The 15,126-nt window shown below is 64.8% G+C and carries 11 protein-coding genes; 1 reads left to right on the top strand and 10 read right to left on the bottom strand.

The annotated features are described in order from the left end of the window. Positions 1-61: 61 nt before the first annotated feature. Entirely contained in the window at positions 62-2,389 is a 2,328-nt protein-coding gene (locus tag NKI39_RS17210; protein WP_352833172.1) for a PAS domain-containing sensor histidine kinase, read from the top strand. A 51-nt stretch (positions 2,390-2,440) separates the two neighbouring features. Here NKI39_RS17210 and NKI39_RS17205 read toward each other — a convergent pair whose 3' ends face one another. The 10 genes from NKI39_RS17205 to NKI39_RS17160 all read right to left on the bottom strand — a co-directional run bounded on the left by NKI39_RS17205 (position 2,441) and on the right by NKI39_RS17160 (position 15,013). Further along, complete coding sequence (locus NKI39_RS17205; RefSeq protein ID WP_352833169.1) at positions 2,441-2,920, bottom strand: EF-hand domain-containing protein; 480 nt, start codon at positions 2,918-2,920, stop codon at positions 2,441-2,443. 145 nt (positions 2,921-3,065) lie between these two features. Beyond that, positions 3,066-6,032: a bifunctional [glutamine synthetase] adenylyltransferase/[glutamine synthetase]-adenylyl-L-tyrosine phosphorylase gene (locus NKI39_RS17200; RefSeq protein WP_352833166.1), complete on the bottom strand. Its 2,967-nt coding sequence runs from the start codon at positions 6,030-6,032 to the stop codon at positions 3,066-3,068. Further along, on the bottom strand, positions 6,032-7,501 hold the full coding sequence (locus tag NKI39_RS17195) for a sensor histidine kinase (protein WP_352833163.1): 1,470 nt from the start codon (positions 7,499-7,501) through the stop codon (positions 6,032-6,034). The genes NKI39_RS17200 and NKI39_RS17195 overlap by 1 nt, the downstream gene beginning before the upstream one ends. 6 nt (positions 7,502-7,507) lie before the next feature. Further along, positions 7,508-8,182: a response regulator transcription factor gene (locus NKI39_RS17190; protein WP_254819962.1), complete on the bottom strand. Its 675-nt coding sequence runs from the start codon at positions 8,180-8,182 to the stop codon at positions 7,508-7,510. Positions 8,183-8,581: 399 nt separating this feature from the next. Beyond that, positions 8,582-10,138, bottom strand: a complete 1,557-nt coding sequence (locus NKI39_RS17185; protein ID WP_352833161.1) for a Do family serine endopeptidase — start codon at positions 10,136-10,138, stop codon at positions 8,582-8,584. A 116-nt stretch (positions 10,139-10,254) separates the two neighbouring features. Beyond that, entirely contained in the window at positions 10,255-10,719 is a 465-nt protein-coding gene (locus tag NKI39_RS17180) for a cytochrome c-type biogenesis protein (RefSeq protein WP_352833158.1), read from the bottom strand. Continuing rightward, positions 10,716-12,704, bottom strand: coding sequence for a heme lyase CcmF/NrfE family subunit (locus NKI39_RS17175; protein WP_352833155.1), 1,989 nt, complete (start codon positions 12,702-12,704; stop codon positions 10,716-10,718). The genes NKI39_RS17180 and NKI39_RS17175 overlap by 4 nt, the downstream gene beginning before the upstream one ends. A 14-nt stretch (positions 12,705-12,718) precedes the next feature. Next, entirely contained in the window at positions 12,719-13,162 is a 444-nt protein-coding gene (gene ccmE, locus NKI39_RS17170; protein ID WP_352471012.1) for a cytochrome c maturation protein CcmE, read from the bottom strand. A 3-nt stretch (positions 13,163-13,165) separates the two neighbouring features. Beyond that, positions 13,166-14,302 carry a c-type cytochrome biogenesis protein CcmI gene (ccmI, locus tag NKI39_RS17165; RefSeq protein WP_352471011.1) on the bottom strand — a complete coding sequence of 379 codons (1,137 nt, stop codon included), beginning with the start codon at positions 14,300-14,302 and terminating at the stop codon, positions 13,166-13,168. A 276-nt stretch (positions 14,303-14,578) separates the two neighbouring features. Further along, positions 14,579-15,013, bottom strand: coding sequence for an RT0821/Lpp0805 family surface protein (locus NKI39_RS17160; RefSeq protein WP_352471010.1), 435 nt, complete (start codon positions 15,011-15,013; stop codon positions 14,579-14,581). Positions 15,014-15,126: the final 113 nt, after the last annotated feature.

The raw sequence follows: 15,126 nt of genomic DNA, 5'->3' as shown, positions 1-15,126 counted from the left end.
GATTCGGAAGTGCGGCGTTGCCGGATCGTCAAGCGGGACAGAAAATCGGGGAGTGCCATTTATGGCGAAGGCGGACGCGTGGGGCGCGCCCGGTGGGACGGCTTTTGGGCGGCGCGAGGCGCGAAGCGACGGTCTCGCGGGCAATACGCGGCTCATCGCCGAACCTGCCTACCGACGGCTGCTGGCAGCCGAGCCGCTGTTGCGGCGATCGATACCGGCCCTCATTATCATGTTTCTGTTGATCATCGCAGTACTGCGCTTTCTGTCACTGATGAACGAGCGCGACGAGATCGAGCGCGACGCCAAGGCGATCCTTGCGCTGGCCGCCGGCCAACTGGCCAGTTCGATCGCTGCCGATGCGACCATGGGTTCCACGCCCGGCGCGATCCAGGACCTGCTGGAGAGCACCGGTCGTCAGGGCGCGATGGGCCGAAGCCACGTACTGGCGATCACCGATAGCGCCTTCAAGATCATTGCCGTATCGCCGCAGTCGATGCACTGGGAGGGCCGGTCGCTCGATGGCGTCGTACAGGGCGGGCAGCCGCTGTTCATGTTCGGCGACCGCGCCGGGGTGATGGAGGTCAGCATCGGCGGACAGGACTGGTACGCGGCAGTGAGCCTGGCGAACGGCCGAAAGGGTGCCGCGGCAGCGTTCGTGCCGCGGGAGGCAGTTTTTGACGCCTGGCGCAAGACGGTCTCACTCAACGTCACGCTGTTCGTGCTGACGGCCGGTGTGCTGATCATCATCCTCTACGCCTATTTCGGCCAGGCGGCGCGCGCCCAGGCCGCCGATCGCATCTATCTCGAAGCCCACCAGCGCATCGACATGGCGCTGGTGCGCGGCCGCTGCGGCCTGTGGGATTGGGACATGGTGCGCGGCAAGATGTACTGGTCGCGCTCGATGTACGACATGCTGGGCTACGAGCCTTGTGACACGATGCTGTCGTTCGGCGAAGTCGATGAAATCATTCATCCCGAGGACGGCGATTTGTTCGAACTCGCCAACAGGATCGTCGCACGCGAGATCGACCATATCGACCAGGTGTTCCGGATGCGCCATGCCGACGGGCAATGGGTTTGGATGCGCGCAAGAGCACACGTTATCGACCCGGAAGCGCCGGAGATCCAGCTGATCGGCATCGCCGTCGACGTCACCGAGCAGCGGCATCTGGCGCTGCGCTCCGAAGCGGCGGACCTGCGCCTGAGGACGGCCATCGAAAACATCAACGAATCTTTCGTGCTGTGGGATTCGTCCGAGCGCCTGATCATGTGCAATTCCAAATACCAGCAGGACAACGGCCTGTTGGATCGCGACGTGATGCCGGGCGCTCCGCGCGCCGTTCTGGAGGAACGCATGCTGGCCTTCGCCTCGGAGCGGCGGCTTGCCAACACCAACGGACCGCAGGGAGGCGTTACCTTCGAGCGCCAGCTTGCCGACGGCCGCTGGCTGCAGGTGAACGAGTTGCGGACAAGGGACGGCGGTACCGTCTCTGTCGGCTCCGACATCACCCAGATCAAGCTGCACCAGGAGAAGCTGGTCGACAGCGAGCGCCGGCTGATGGCGACAATCCATGACCTCAGCCTTGCCCGCCGCGCGGAAGAAGAACGGGCGCGCGAGCTCGTCGAACTCAATCGCAAATACATGAAGGAAACCGAGCGCGCCGAAGCGGCAAACCGGGCCAAATCCGAATTCCTGGCCAACATGTCGCACGAGTTGCGCACCCCGCTCAACGCGATCATCGGCTTCTCGGAACTGATGGAGCGGCGGCTGTTCGGGCCGCTGGGCTCGCCGCGCTACGAAGAGTATGCCACCGACATCAACGGCAGCGGCAAATATCTTCTCGGTGTGATCAATGACATCCTCGACATGTCGAAGATCGAGGCCGGCCAGTTCGCCTTGGATCAGGAAGAAATCGATCTCTGCCCGCTCATCAGGGAGACGGTTCGCGTCGTTTCTCTGCAGGCGGCGGAAAAGTCGATCACCGTCGAAACCCGCATCGCCGATTCGCTGACGCTGTTCGCCGACCGCAGGGCGATCAAGCAGATCCTCATCAACCTTCTGTCCAATGCGGTGAAGTTCACCGGGCAAGGCGGCCACATCTCGGTCAGAGCCCGCAGCATTTCCAGCGCGCTGATCCTGACGATCGAGGACAATGGCTGCGGCATCCCGAAGGCGGCGCTGAGCAAGCTCGGGCGGCCATTCGAACAGGTGCAAAACCAGTTCTCCAAGAGCCATGCCGGCTCCGGCCTCGGCCTCGCCATCTCGCGCTCGCTGGCCGAGCTTCAGGGTGGCGCGTTGAAGATCCGCTCGACCGAAAGCGTCGGCACGATCGTCTCGGTACGCATCCCGATCAAGAAAGCCGCGCAGGCGGTCAGGGCGGCTGCCTGAATGACAAAATAAGTCTCCGGCGGCTCGCGCCGCCGGAGCGGTTGTCAATTCTCACTGCATTCCGTCAGCGCCGTCATTGCCCTCGCCGTCCCATTGGCGGTGACCGCCGGGACCCTTCGGCAGTTCGTTCTTCTCGATCTTGCCGTCATTGTCACGGTCGAGCACGGCGAAGACCTTCTTCTGGCGGCTGGTGATGTCGTCGGCGGTCAGCGTGCCGTCGCCCTTGGTGTCGTAACGGGCGATGATGCGCCTGGCCATCTGCTCGAAGCGTGCTTTCTCGAGCGCGTCGGCGAGCTGTGCCACGGTCAGCTTGCCGCCATTGTCGGCGACCATCTTCTTCAGCCGCGCGTTCATGGCGTCGGAGAACTGGTCGAAGGTGATGGTGCCGTCATTGTCCTTCATGACCTTGCCGAGGCGCATCATCATGCCGTCGCGCGGCCCGGCCACGGAGTGCTCGTCTGCATAGGCAGCGGTGCCGACGGCGCCGGCCAGGGCTGCGAAAACGAGTGCAAGTCTGGTTGTCTTTCTCATGGTCTTCTCCTGTTGCATCGTCACCCCCGATGCTAGAGCGGCGGACCTTCAATCCCCCGCTCTATCTCTTTGATTGAACATCGGAACCTCCCAAAGCAGGTCGCAATTTTGGGCCCGATGCTCTCGCCCGTACGGCTGGTTGCCGTCACGGTTGTTTCGCACGAAGCAGAAGGTCGAAATCCTTTCTGACCTTCTGCGACGTCTCCTTGAGGTGCGCTTCAAGCACCCCGAAATCCGGCAGGTCGGTGACCGCAAGAAGCAGATCGGAAAGCCCTGGCGGAACGTCGTCGCGTTCGAACGCGCCGGTGAGGCAAAGCCGTATCATCTGGGTCAGCGCCAGATAGAGCGAATAGGCATCCACCAGTTCCTGCCTGACCCGGGCCTTGGCGAAATCCGGCGCCAGGCGCGACAGGACCTCAGCCGTGCCGGTGGCCCTGCGGCCTGCCTCGATCTTTCCGGTGATCAGCGCAACCTGGGCAATGAATTCGAGATCGATGAGGCCGCCCGGGATCAGCTTGATGTCCCAGGGATCGCGCGGCGGCTTCTCCTTGTCGACCATGGCGCGCATCTCGGATGCCTCGGCCATCACCTTGGCTGGATCGCGCGGCAGAGCGAGTACTGCGGCAACGTCCCCTTCGATCTCGCGGCAGAGCTCGGCATCGCCGCCGATCGTGCGGGCCCGCGCCAGCGCCATGTGCTCCCATGTCCAGGCGTCCTGGCGCTGATACTTCTTGAAGGCGTCGACATGAGTGGCCACCGGCCCCTTGTTGCCGGACGGCCGCAGGCGAAGGTCGAGCTCGTAGAGCACGCCCTCGGCGGTCGGCGCGGAAACGGCGGCGATCAGCCGCTGTGTCAGCCGGCTGTAGTAATGCGACGGGGCAAGCGGCTTGTCGCCGTCGGACTCCTCCGCATCGGCGTCGTGATCGTAGAGCAGGATGAGGTCGACGTCGGAGCCCGCCGTCAGTTCGCGGCTGCCGAGCTTGCCCATGCCGAGCAGCGCGACCCGGCCGCCGGCAATATAGCCATGACGCAAAGCGAATTCCGCCATCACCGCCTGCAATGCCGCCTCGATGGTCAGGTCGGCGAGATCGGAAAAAGCGCGGCCGGCGCGCGACGGGTCGATCGACCCGGCAAGCAGCCTGACGCCGATCAGGAATTTTTGCTCCGAAGCAAAGATGCGCAGCCGGTCGAGCACGTCTTCATAGGCTCTGTCGCCTTCGAGGAAGGCGGCAAGGCGCGCCGACAGATAGGCGCGGTTTGGCAGTTCGCTCAGCAGCGCCGGATCGAGCAGCCCATCGAAGACATGCGGCCGGCGCGTGATGATGGCGGCCAGCCGCGGTGCCGCGCCCATGATAGTCGCCATCAGCTTCAGCAAAGCCGGATTCGACTGCAGCAGCGAAAACAGCTGGATGCCGGCAGGCAGGCCGGCAAGGAATTCGTCGAAGCGGATCACTGCCTCGTCCGCCCGCCGCGTCTGGCCGAAGGCTTGCAGCAGCGCCGGCGTCAGTTCGGTCAGCCGCTCGCGCGCTTCCGCCGACCTGGTGACGCGGTAGCGGCCGAAGTGCCAGCCGCGGATAACCCGGCAGATGTCGCTCGGCCGCTGGAAGCCGAGCCGCTGCAAGGTCTGCAAGGTATCGGGATCGTCGACGTCGCCGGTAAAGACCAGATTGCCGATGCCGGCCGAAAGCTCCGGCGCGGTTTCGAACAGCGCTGCATAGTGGCGCTCGACCTGGTGCAGCGCCGCGCGGAACGTTTCGGCAAAGCCTGCCGCATCGGCAAAGCCCAGCATGCGGGCGACGCGCTCCAGCCCCTCTTCGTCCTCCGGCAGGATATGCGTCTGCTGGTCGGCAACCATCTGGATGGCATGTTCGACGCGGCGCAGGAACCAGTATTGCCTGGTGAGCGCATCGCGCGCGTCGGCGGTGATCCAGCCGCGCGCGGCGAGCTCGCCCAGCATCGGCACGGTCTCGCGGCCGCGCCGTTCGGGAAAGCGGCCGCCGGCGATAAGCTGCTGGGTCTGGACGAAGAACTCGATCTCGCGGATACCGCCGCGACCGAGCTTGACATTGTGGCCTTTGACCGCGACCTCGCCATGGCCTTTGTGGGCGTGGATCTGGCGCTTGATCGAATGGACGTCGGCAATCGCCGCATAGTCCATGTATTTGCGCCAGATATAGGGCTGCAGTTCCTTCAGGAACGCGGCGCCCGCGGCAAAATCGCCGGCCACCGGGCGGGCCTTGATCATGGCGGCGCGCTCCCAGTTCTGGCCGCGCGCCTCATAGTAGCGCAGCGCCGCCTCGACCGGGATCGCCAGCGGCGTCGAGCCGGGGTCGGGACGAAGCCTGAGATCGGTGCGGAAGACGTAACCGTGCTCGGTGCGGTCCTGGAGAATACGGACAAGCCGGCGGGTCAGGCGCGAAAACAGCTCTGTGGCATCGAGCGGATCGACGACGGCAGGCGCATCGGGGTCGAAGAAGACGACGAGGTCGATGTCGGAGGAGAAGTTCAGCTCATGCGCGCCGAGCTTGCCCATGCCGAGCAGGATCCAGCCCGAGTGTCGCGCCGGATTTTTGGCATCCGGCAATCGGAGCTTGCCTTGCTCATGCGCGTCGCGGAGCAGGAAATCGACAGCCGCACGCGTGCAGGCGTCGGCAAGGTCGCTCAGTCGCCGCACCGTCAGCGAGGTCTCGGCCTCGCCGGCGAGATCGGCCAAGGCGATCAGGAAATGCGCCTCCGCCTTACATTGGCGCAGCTCCATCATCAGGCTGCTTTCGGAGACGGCCTCTACGCGTGCTGCCTTGTCGACCGCGGCGCCGATCGATGACAGCCGCGCCTCGACGCTCCCGTCGAAAAGCGCATCGAGTATCCGTGGCCGGCGGCGCGCGGTATCGCGCAGGAACGGCGACAGGTTGAACACGGCGGCGAGGAAATCCTGGACGACCCCCTTGCCGGCGAGAAATTTCGCCAGTCGCGGCAGTTCCTTTTGCCGCGCGGCGTCGGCGATCTCCGACAATTCCTGCCTGGCGCGGCTTGCATCCAGCGGAACGAGCTCTACCGCTGGCTTCAACAGCCAGTCCGTTTCGAGGCGTCGCACTGCTATCCTTGCAACCATCAGCGATCGTCCCGCCCGGGAAAACTCATGACGACCGACAATCCGGGATTGCCGGGCAGAAGCTCAAGCCGTCCATTGTGGAATGTCATGATCGCCTTGGCGAGGCTCAAGCCAAGGCCGGAACCCGGCTGCGAGCGGCTCTTTTCCAGCCGCACGAAACGCTCGGTCACCCTGGCGCGGTCGACATCGTCGGGAATGCCCTGGCCGTTGTCGGAGACGGCGAGTCTGATCTCGCTACCGACACGCTCCAGCGTCACGCGAACCGTAGGCCTGGAGGTCGAGTCGGTCGAATATTTGATCGCGTTGTCGACGATGTTGGACAGCGCCTGGCCAATCAGCTCGCGATTGCCGTTGACGGCGAAGGAACCTTGCACCGAAGTTTCGAGCGTCACGCCCGCCTCCTCCGCTACCGGCTCGTAGAGTTCGACGACGTCGTGCACGGCAGCGGCCAGATCAACCCTGGTGGTGCTTTCCGAGGAATAGCCGGCTTCCAGTCGCGAGATCATCAGGATGGCGTTGAAGGTCTTTATCAGCTGATCGGATTCGGCGATCGTTCCTTCCAGCGCCTGCCGGTAGTCGCTGGTGTTGTGCTTGCCGGAAATCGTCGCCTCGGCGCGATTGCGCAGCCTGGTGAGCGGCGTTTTCAGGTCGTGGGCGATGTTGTCGGAGACCTGCTTCAGGCCCTCGTTCAGCGTGGCGATCCTGGCCAGCATGGAATTGAGGTTTTCCGACAGCCGGTCGAACTCGTCGCCGGCGCCGGTGACCGGCAGCCGGCCGGAAAGATCGCCGCCCATGATGCGGCGGCTCGCCTCCGACACGCTGTCGATGCGCTTCAGCGCCGCGCGCCCGACGAAGAACCAGATCAGCAGCCCGCCGACGCCCATCATACCGAGCGCCAGCATCAGAGCGCGGCGAATGACGGCGCGGAAGCGCTCCGGCTCGCCGAGGTCGCGGCCGACCAGCATGATCATCTGGTTGGGCAGGCGCAGCACCAGGGCAATGGCGTTATGGCCCTTCTCGCCTTCGGCCTGTACTTCGCTCTGGGCGGGCTCGTTCGGGTCGGAGACCGGGTTGCGCTGCCGCTCGAGCTCGCCCTCGCCGAAGCGGCGGTAGGAGAACGGCTCGGTGGTCCAGCCCTCGGCCTCGATCACGCCCGGCTCCAGACTCTGCACGTTGCCGGTCAGGATCTGGCCGTTGGCATCGGCGATCAGATAGAGATTGGCGCCGGGCTGGCGGGAGCGCTGCTCGACGACGCGGACCAGCAACGGGAGGCCGCCGCGCTGATAGGCGCGGGCGAGGCCGAGCACCTCGTCGTTGATCGTGTCCTGGGTCTGGCCGGTCAGCATGCGCGCCGACAGCGAGGTCATGTAGAACACGAGCAGCACCGCGCAGATGGCGAACAGCAGGAGGTAGAGCGCCGAAAGCCGCGCTGCCGTCGTCTTCATGATGGCCGGCACGGAAAGAGCCATGGGGTTCTAGCCGCTTTTCAGCATATAGCCGGCGCCGCGAACCGTGTGCAGGATCGGCTTGTCGAAGCCCTTCTCGATCTTGCCCCGCAGCCGCGAGATATGAACGTCGATGACATTGGTCTGCGGATCGAAATGGTAATCCCAGACATTCTCGAGCAGCATGGTGCGCGTCACCACCTGGCCGGCATGGCGCATCAGATATTCGAGCAGGCGGAACTCGCGCGGCTGCAGCGTTATCTCGCGCCCGGCGCGGCGCACCGAGTGCGACAGCCGGTCGAGTTCGAGATCACCGACCCGGTAGACGGTTTCGGCTTCCCTGGCGCTGGCGCGGCGGTTCAGCACCTCGACGCGGGCGAGCAGTTCCGAAAAGGCGTAGGGTTTGGTCAGATAGTCGTCGCCGCCGGCGCGCAGACCGGTGACCCGGTCGTCGACTTCGCCGAGCGCCGACAGGATCAGCACGGGTGTCGTATTGCCCCGGGACCTGAGCCCGGCAATGACGGACAGGCCGTCGCGGCGCGGCATCATGCGATCAACGACCATGACGTCATAGTCGCCGGAATCGGCGAGCGCGAAGCCGGTTTCGCCGTCGCCGGCGACATGGGCGGTATGGCCGGCCTCGGCGAACGCCTTCTGCAGGTAGTCGGCTGCCTCGCGATCGTCTTCTATGACGAGAATCTTCATAGAACCGTTATACGCGATTTCGCTGGAAGATTGAGTGGCCGGCATATGCATCGTGGCCTTCTCCATGGCGTATCGCGAACAAATTGATTCAGGGATACGCGGTAAGTCTTTGTTTTAGCATGTCGTAGCCTAAAACCGCTTCACGCCTTGAGCGGCATGTTCGAGCGGCAGCGGGCGATGGGAAGCCCGCTGCCGCTGGGGCGGAACACGATGACTGACGAACGTATTCAGGCCCCGTGCTTTCCCGTGCGGCGGCTCGGGGGTGTTGAAAACCGCCGCACCGGAAAAGTCGACCACTAGAGCGCCGCGCGTCCTCTTGAACGCGCAAAGGGCGCTCTAGCACCTTGAATCGGCGCATGAGCCTTTCCGAAAACGGAATACGTGTTCGGGGTCATGCGCTCAGCCCTTGGCGACAGGCAGTGCGACGAAGCGGTTGCTGTCGTCGCGGGTGATCTGCATCAGCACCGCCTTGCGGCCGGACTTCACCGCGTCGGCCATCGCCTTGTCGACGTCGCCGGCGCCGTTCACTTCCGCCGAATTGACGGAGGTGATGACGTCGCCGGGCTGGATGCCGCGATCGGCGGCATCGCTGTCGGGGTCGACATCGGTCACCACAAGGCCCTTGCCATTGTCAGACTTGGTGACGGTCAGGCCGAGATCGGCGAGCGTGTCGGTCTTCGGCGCTGGGGCAGGCTGCTGGTCGGCCAAGGCCTGCTTGTCGCTCGACGGCAGCTTGCCGAGATCGACCTTGACCGCCTCGCTCTTGCCGTTGCGCCACACCGTGACATCGACAGATTTGCCGGGCGGGTAAGCGCCGATCAGGCGGGCGAGTTCCTTCGGCGAAGCAACGTCCTTGCCGTCCACCTGGGTGATCACGTCACCGGCGGTGATGCCGGCCTTCTTGCCGGGACCGGTGTCCTGCGCGCTGGCAACGAGCGCGCCCTTGCCGGACCCAAGGCCAAGCGACTCGGCGATTTCGGGGGTGACCGGCTGGATCTCGACACCGAGCCAGCCGCGCTGCACGGTGCCGTTCTTCATCAGATCCTGCACGACCTGCTTGGCGGTCGAAGCGGGAATGTCGAAGGCAATGCCGACGCTGCCGCCCGAGGGCGAGAAGATCGCGGTGTTGATGCCGACAACCTGGCCGTTGAGGTTAAAGGTCGGGCCGCCCGAATTGCCGCGGTTCACCGAGGCGTCGATCTGGATGAAGTCGTCATAGGGACCGGCGCCGATATCGCGGCCGCGGGCCGAAACGATGCCTGCGGTAACCGTGCCGCCGAGGCCGAACGGATTGCCGACAGCCACCACCCAGTCGCCGACGCGAACCTTGGAATCGTCGGCGAAGTCGACATAGGTGAACTTGCTGCCGTCATCGACCTTGAGCACGGCAAGATCGGTGCGCGGGTCCGTGCCGATCAGCTTGGCGTCGAGTTCCTTGCCGTCATTGGTCACCACGGTGAAGGCGGTGCCCTCCTCGACGACATGGTTGTTGGTGACGAGATAGCCGTCATCGGAGATGAAGAAACCGGATCCCTGCGCCACCGGCCGCGGCTGGTCGTTGTTGCGGTCACGGTGTCCAAAACGGCGCATTCCGTTCGGGCCTTGATCGCCGCCTTGATCGCCAAAGCCGCGGAATTCGCGGAAGAACCGGCGCAGCTGCGGGTTGTCGGGAAGATTGCCTAAGCCGTCCTCGTCGTCCATCTGGCCGGAACCGTCATCGGCCGTCGACTGGATCTTGGCCTTGACGCGCACGCTGACGACCGCCGGCGAAACGCGCTCGACCACATCGGCGAAGCTCGGGACCTGCGGTGCCTCGACACGCACGGCGTCGGCCAGCACCGGGGCTGTCCCGGTGGCAACAGCACCAAAGCCGATCGCGCCGGCAATGGCCAGGGATGCGGCTGCGGCCAGCAGGCGTTTGCGGGTGCGCAGATATGAATTGGGGGCAACATTCATGGTTCTCGTATCCTCTTTTCAAGGGACGCCCCTTGATTGGCATCCTCGACAAAGGAAATAGAGAGCCGCACATTACGGCGCCATTTCCGGTACATGAAACTTTCGTAATGTATCGATCAATCGCGGCGGAGCATCTTGTCCAGCGCCGCCTGTTCCTCGGCAGTTAATTCAGCGGTCACCGTCGAACGGCGCGAGCGGGCGGCCAGCAGGATGAATGTCCCGCCAACGAGCAGCAGAAGAACTGGCGTCCCCCAGAGCAAAACATTGCGCAGATTGAAGCGTGGCTTCAGCAGCACGAATTCGCCGTAGCGCGAAACGACATAGTCCATCACCTGCCGGTCGGTATCGCCGGCGACGAGGCGCTGGCGCACAAGGATGCGCAGGTCGCGGGCGAGGTCGGCATCGGACTCGTCGATCGACTGGTTCTGGCAGACCATGCAGCGCAGGCCTTCCGACAAAGCGCGCGCCCTCGCCTCGAGTGCCGGGTCGGCGAGCACCTCGTCGGGCTTGACCGCCTGCGCGGCGCCGGCGAACAACAGCGCCAGCAGCAGGACCAGCGAGGCCAGCGTGACCCTTTTCATTGCGGGCTCGCCGATGGCATGCCGGCCGCAGCCTTGCGGCGCGACGGTGCGCCGACGCGCAGGCGGCGGTCGAGCAGCGACATCGCCGCGCCCGCCATCATCACCAGTGCGCCGCCCCAGATCAGCGTCACCAGCGGCTTCCACCACAGACGAACGACCACAGAGCCATCGCTGCCCTCGTCGCCAAGCGAAAGATAGAGCTGGCTGAAGCCGATCGTCCTGATGCCGGATTCGGTTGTGGTCATCTGGCGCACCGGATATGAGCGCTTGGCCGAGGTGATCTCGCCTGCGACGCTACCGTCGGCGCCAAGCAGGGCGAAGCGGCCGCGATCCTCACTGTAGTTCGGCCCCTGGGCCGGGTAGAGCCCCTCGAAGCGCAGCTTGTGGCCGGACAGTTCGACGGTCTCGCCGGCATGCATCGACAGGATTTTTTCGGTCCCGAAGCAAAGCGTGCCGACAATGCCGAGCGTTGTCAGCCCGAGGCCGAGATGCGCAAGCGCTGTGCCGAAGACCGAGCGCGGCAGGCCGGCGAAGCGCCTGAGCATGGTGGCGGGCGCGACGGTGCCGAAGCCGGATTTGACGGCGAGATCGGTGAGCGCGCCGCAGATCAGCCAGAAGGCAAGGCCGACACCGAGTGCCGCCAACACCGAAGCGCCATCGATGAACAGGGCCGTCACCAGCACCGCGAGCAGCGCCGCCGCGAAAGCCGCCATCAGGCGCTGGGCGACCGCGAAAATGTCGCCGCGCTTCCAGGCGAGTAGCGGCCCGAACGGCACGACGACCAAGAGCGGCACCATCAGCGGGCCGAATGTCAGGTTGAAGAACGGCGCGCCGACCGAAATCTTGTCGGCAGATAGGGCTTCGACGACGAGCGGGTAGAGCGTGCCGACCAGCACGGTGGCGGTGGCGGTGGTCAGGAACAGATTGTTCAGGACCAGCGCGCCTTCGCGCGAGATCGGGTGAAACAGGCCGCCGGCCGTCAGCCGGGAGGCGCGCAAGGCAAACAGCGCCAGCGAGCCGCCGATGAACAGCGTCAGGATGCAGAGAATGAACACGCCACGCGTCGGATCGGTGGCGAATGCGTGCACCGAGGTCAGCACGCCGGAACGCACCAGGAAGGTGCCGAGCAGCGACAGCGAGAAGGTCAGGATCGCCAGAAGCAGCGTCCAGATCTTCAGCGCCGAGCGCTTTTCCATGACGATCGCCGAATGCAGCAGCGCCGTGCCCGCCAGCCACGGCATGAAGGATGCGTTCTCGACCGGATCCCAGAACCAGAAGCCGCCCCAGCCGAGCTCGTAATAGGCCCAGTAGGAGCCCATGGCGATGCCGCCGGTGAGGAACATCCAGGCAACCAATGTCCACGGCCTTACCCAGCGCGCCCACGAAGCGTCAATGCGGCCCTCGATGAGGGCAGCGACAGAGAAGGAAAAGCAGATCGAGAAACCGACATAGCCGAGATAAAGCAGCGGCGGATGGATGGCGAGGCCGAGGTCCTGCAGGATCGGGTTGAGATCGCGGCCCTCGATAGGCGCCGGATTGAGCCTGACGAACGGGTTCGACGTCGTCAGGATGAACAGGAAGAAAGTGGCGCCGATCGCTCCCTGCACGGCAAGCACATTGGCCCGGAGCGTCGCCGGAAGATTGCCGCCGAAGACGGCGACGAGCGCGCCGAAGAAGGTCAGGATCAGCACCCAGAGCAGCATCGAACCTTCGTGATTGCCCCAGGTTCCGGTGATCTTGTAGATCAGCGGCTGCAGCGAATGCGAGTTCTCCCAGACGCTCTCAACCGAGAAGTCGGAGCCGGCGTAGGCGGTTGCCAGCGCCACGAAAGACAGCGCCGTCAAGGCAAAGCCGGTCAGCGCGGCCGGTGCGCCGACGGCCATCATCTTATGGTTGCCGGTGCGCGCACCGAACAGCGGCACCATCGTCTGCACCAGGGCCAGCGCAAACGCCAGGACCAGGGCGAAATGTCCGGTTTCAACCATTGTCACCGCACCCGCTAGTCACTCTTGCTCTCCTGCCATACGCCCTTGGCCTTGAGGCCGTCGGCCACTTCCTTGGGCATATAGGTCTCGTCATGCTTGGCCAGCACGCTGTCGGCGACAAAGATTCCGTCAGGGCCAAACGAGCCTTCGGTGATCACGCCCTGTCCTTCCCGGAAGAGGTCGGGAAGAATGCCGGTATAGGTGACCTTGACGTCCTTCTGGTTGTCGGTCACCGAAAAGGCGACGGTGGCGCCTTGGCCACGCTCGACCGTGCCTTTTTCGACAAGACCGCCGAGCCTTATGCGCTGGCCCGGCTGAAGGCTGGCGGTGGCCAGATCGGCCGGCATGTAGAAATAGGAGGCCTTCTGGCCAAGCGCATAGAAGGTCAGCCCCGTGGCAACACCGAGAAACCCCAGCCCCGCTGCGATCACCGACAGTCGTTTCTGCTTGCGCGTCATCGTCTACTCCGTCGCCGTCACGCCAAGCGAGGCGGCAAAGGCGGTGAATTTCCTGGCCTGGTCACTGTCCGCGCCAAAGACGGCGATACCGCGATTGAGCGCGTCACGCGCCTGATCTGTCTTGCCCAGCACGGCATAGGAACGAACGAGCTGCATCCACCCTTCCTCGTCGCGCGGATTTTGCCGAAGCCTTTCGTCGAGGCCGGCAACCATGGTGCTGATCATGGCTTGCCGGTCCTGCGGCGACATCGAGGAGGCAGCATCGATATCCTCGGCGCTCGGCCCTTTCGCGGGCGCCTCAGAAGCGACGCTGCGGGCGGCGGATTCGGCCAGCGCCTGCTCGACGGCGCCGCGCCACGGCGAGCCCTGCGGCAAGGCGGCAAGCATCTTTTGCCAGGCCGCCGTGGCTTCAGCTATGCGGCCTTCCTGTGCCATGCCCATGGCGAGATAGAACGAGGCCTTCGGATTGGCCGGATCGAGCTTCAACGCCGCCTCGAAAGCCGCCTGCGCTTCGGCGGAGACAATGCCGCCGGCCGCATTGGCGATCGCCTCGCCAAGACCCGCCTGGCGGGCGGCGCTGTCGCCGTCGAGGCGGATGGCGTTGCGATAGGCGGTCACCGCATCGGCGTATCGCTGCATGCGCAGATAGACCGGCGCCAGCACGTCCCAGCCGCGGCCATCGGATGGGTTGGCCGCCAGGTGCGCCTCGGCGCGGGCTATCAGCTCGTCGACCGAGCTGTCGGCGGGGTTCTTGGCCAGGCGTTCGCTGAGCGGCTGCGACGGCAGGTCGGGTGAGCCGAGCTGGCCATAGAGGCCCCAGCTGACCAGCGGAACCAGCAGCACGGCCGCCGTCGCCACCAGCCTTGTCGACCGCGACGGCTGCGTCGCCGTCTCGTCGGCGTGGCCGGCATTGCTCAGGCGAAGGATGCGGCGGGCGATTTCGGCGCGTGCCTCTTCGGCCTCCATTGGCCGGATCAGGCCACGCGCCATATCGCGGTCAAGCTCGGCCAGCTGGTCGCGATAGACTTCAAGGTCGTGATCTCCGGCAGCGGACGCGTTCTTCGATCCGCCGGCCAACGGCAGCAGCACCGCCAAGCTTGCGCCCAGCGTCAGGAGTGCGGCTATGACCCAAAACAGCATGGCTCTTCCAATAGAACGAGACCCTTGCCCTGCCAACACAAGCGTGCTGCGACGCTTTGGCGGGGCCGCTCCGATCGATAATGCATGTCGCGCAAAAGTGTGCAGCGGTTTTGCGATAACGACCATGCATCAAAACAAGAACCTATAGCGCGTCGCATGACGACGGTCGAACGCGACGCGCTTTAGTGCCGGATCGGTATCGGCGGATCGACGGCCGGGCGTCTTTGTTGCGCAATTCCGGACGGAAAACCGTTTCACACTTTTCCTGGAATTGCTCTACGTCAGCGGCGTCCAGCTGCCGTCGGCATTGCGGCAGGCGGTTCCGCGCGCGGTGGCGCCGGCGGTGCCGGTAAACACCGTATGGGTGTATTGCCGGCAGTCCTGCGAGCCGACGCGATAGGGCTGGGCGGCGACCACTTCGCCGCGATGGGCCGAACTGTCGCTCTTCCAAGCCACTTTCTGGCCGCTCGCCGTGTATTCAAGCGCCTTGTATTCCGCCTCGAGCGCGCTGCGCTTCTCGGTCTCGCTCAGGCCGGCGCCGATAGAGCCGCCGACGAGGCCGCCGCCCATGGCGGAGATGATCGTCGTCGCCACCTTGGCGCCGCTGGGGGGCGTCAAGGCCGGCGTCACCGTAACGGCCGGGCCCTTGCCGAGCGTCGTGCAGCCGGAGACGGCGAGCAGGGCGGAAACGAGCGCGACGCGAATCTTCATGCCAATACCGGCTTTCTTGAGCTGGACCGCCGCGCTGTCAGCAGCTGGCGCGGCCATAATGTCGATGTTTGTCGGAAATTTGGCCGCAGCCAGCCACCTGGAAAAGCAATCTG

Source organism: Mesorhizobium sp. M0664 (assembly GCF_040320565.1).
Classification (GTDB): Bacteria; Pseudomonadota; Alphaproteobacteria; order Rhizobiales; family Rhizobiaceae; genus Mesorhizobium.
This window is presented reverse-complemented; position numbering and strand designations above follow the sequence as displayed.

Excerpts from the sequence above, each read along its gene's own strand:
- ccmI (WP_352471011.1), bottom strand. The coding sequence starts at position 14,302 with ATGCTGTTTTGGGTCATAGCCGCACTCCTGACGCTGGGCGCAAGCTTG.
- NKI39_RS17180 (WP_352833158.1), bottom strand. The coding sequence starts at position 10,719 with ATGAAAAGGGTCACGCTGGCCTCGCTGGTCCTGCTGCTGGCGCTGTTG.
- NKI39_RS17185 (WP_352833161.1), bottom strand. The coding sequence starts at position 10,138 with ATGAATGTTGCCCCCAATTCATATCTGCGCACCCGCAAACGCCTGCTG.
- NKI39_RS17195 (WP_352833163.1), bottom strand. The coding sequence starts at position 7,501 with ATGGCTCTTTCCGTGCCGGCCATCATGAAGACGACGGCAGCGCGGCTT.
- NKI39_RS17160 (WP_352471010.1), bottom strand. The coding sequence starts at position 15,013 with ATGAAGATTCGCGTCGCGCTCGTTTCCGCCCTGCTCGCCGTCTCCGGC.
- NKI39_RS17200 (WP_352833166.1), bottom strand. The coding sequence starts at position 6,032 with ATGGTTGCAAGGATAGCAGTGCGACGCCTCGAAACGGACTGGCTGTTG.
- ccmE (WP_352471012.1), bottom strand. The coding sequence starts at position 13,162 with ATGACGCGCAAGCAGAAACGACTGTCGGTGATCGCAGCGGGGCTGGGG.
- NKI39_RS17205 (WP_352833169.1), bottom strand. The coding sequence starts at position 2,920 with ATGAGAAAGACAACCAGACTTGCACTCGTTTTCGCAGCCCTGGCCGGC.
- NKI39_RS17175 (WP_352833155.1), bottom strand. The coding sequence starts at position 12,704 with ATGGTTGAAACCGGACATTTCGCCCTGGTCCTGGCGTTTGCGCTGGCC.
- NKI39_RS17210 (WP_352833172.1), top strand. The coding sequence starts at position 62 with ATGGCGAAGGCGGACGCGTGGGGCGCGCCCGGTGGGACGGCTTTTGGG.
- NKI39_RS17190 (WP_254819962.1), bottom strand. The coding sequence starts at position 8,182 with ATGAAGATTCTCGTCATAGAAGACGATCGCGAGGCAGCCGACTACCTG.